The organism is Halorientalis persicus (genome assembly GCF_900110215.1).
Lineage (GTDB): Archaea > Halobacteriota > Halobacteria > Halobacteriales > Haloarculaceae > Halorientalis > Halorientalis persica.
Window position 1 is genome coordinate 1 of record NZ_FOCX01000102.1, and the last position, 1774, is coordinate 1774.

Genomic DNA, 1774 nt, shown 5'->3' on the forward strand with positions numbered 1-1774 from the left:
CATCTCCGTTGGTCGAGTCCGTCGGTTCTGACCCGATGCCAGTAACAGTGAGTCCGATGCTATGGGGTAAGTCGTGCTGATTCGCGAAGCGGAGACTGCCTGCGGGCGGCTCCTCGTTACCGGGTGTGGAACAGCCCGTCAGACTTGATGCCACAACGACGCCAAGCGACGAGAGGAGGGCACGGCGTTTCATGAATTTACCTGTACCTTCTCCCAAGATATGTTTTCTGCTAACGATGATCCTCGGAGATACATAGGCACATACACTGAGCGCGGAATCCTTTCTGAGGAGGTCAAAGCAACTGCTGGAAATGGTTCGATCACACGTAGAATTCCAATTGTGCTCGAATGACAGAGTCACTGAAACCGAAACGTTACCGGTAGTCCGTAATGTTCCGATATGGAACGTAGTATCCGATTTCATCAATCCACGTTGAGAGCCATTCATCCGCGGTTTCCTCGCTAATCCGCCCAGCATCAATGGCAGCTAGGAGGACGCCGACCGAACCGACAACGGTCACGCCCTGTTCTTTTGCGAATGCTCTGGCGTCGCCGTCGTCCGTCAGTAACCGACCATCGTGTGCGTCAGCAAGTGCAAACGCCTGTGCTTCTCCGGGATCAAGATGGTCGCTGACAACCGCTTCTCTATTTGCAACAGTGTCCGAGACTGCCGCGACCGGGATCGCATCATCTAGTATGTCCAGCGCTGACTGGAGGTAGGGATGATCCTCGACACCATTGTGGAGTTCTTCGCGAACGACCGGCACCGTACAGATCTCCGAGAGTCCAGCCACTACCCACAACTGGTCGATGTAGGCAAAGTTCGAGAGAACAGTCGTATTGAGAACGCTTGGGTCCGCTGGAAGATCGGCAGTCGTCATTGCGAGTCCGATGTCTCATTATCAGCAGGCTCATCATCGAATTCGAGTTCTGTCGCCGCCTCCGCTTCGTAGGCCGCATCCTCCTCATCCACGAGCCCGAGCCGGAGTTCCACACCGTGTTCACGGAGAATATCCCGCATTGTCCAGCGGTCGACATCAGCGAGTCTCGCAGCATCACCGAGCGTGATCCGCTCGCGTTCGTAGAGGGCGACTGCAGCAGCGATACGTTCGTTTTCGTGGTCCTCGAAGTACTCACGCACGAACTCTCGCAACGCATCACTCTTTCCCCCGAACACACCAGCCTCGACAGCACCCTCGATGAGGAGGTCGAGATCGTCTGGATAGGAGCCGGTGATTCGTGCCATTGTTCTATCCCAAACTACGTCTTCATACTATTTATGAACTGCGCCAGACTGCCATATGCATTGAGACGACCGGTCTCAACTACTGCCGAATCGTGGAAGTTGAGACTACAGCAGGTATAGCGGGCCTGTAATGCGTGGAATCGGCCGAATCGAAAAGGAGAATCCGCTTCAGATCGCTTTCTGAACGGCCGCTCTTGTTCCACAGGCAACTATTCCAGCGGATTTCGGAGACCCTGGATAGTGTCGCCACTGTGAAGACACGCTATCGCGGAGAGAGTCTCGTTACTATCCGATTCCGGTTTCCTTCTTCACCAGTGTCAGCGTGTTGTCGGCTGTCACAATGGGCGAGTGTTCGTACTCGCCGGTCAACTGTACCTGCACGAGCAAATCAACCGCTCGCCAGATTGAATACAGCAAACAGGCGAACGCGAAATAGAAGAACCGTAGTCCGAAGTGCTTCGACGTTGTGGCGGCCATGAACCGTTTGATCGATTTGTACCCGCTCTCGATCTCCCACCGGTAGCCATA

Annotated in this window: 2 protein-coding genes and 2 pseudogenes; all 4 read right to left on the reverse strand. The window is 54.6% G+C overall.

The window, feature by feature from the left end:
- Positions 1–193 (reverse strand): annotated as a pseudogene (locus BMX17_RS26835) (hypothetical protein); the annotation flags it as partial.
- Positions 194–374: 181 nt separating this feature from the next.
- Positions 375–881, reverse strand: coding sequence for a PIN domain-containing protein (locus BMX17_RS24795; protein WP_092665306.1), 507 nt, complete (start codon positions 879–881; stop codon positions 375–377).
- Positions 878–1246: a UPF0175 family protein gene (locus BMX17_RS24800; protein WP_092665309.1), complete on the reverse strand. Its 369-nt coding sequence runs from the start codon at positions 1244–1246 to the stop codon at positions 878–880. Before BMX17_RS24800 ends, BMX17_RS24795 begins: the two co-directional genes overlap by 4 nt.
- A 285-nt stretch (positions 1247–1531) precedes the next feature.
- Positions 1532–1774: pseudogene (locus BMX17_RS24805) on the reverse strand (transposase); the annotation flags it as partial.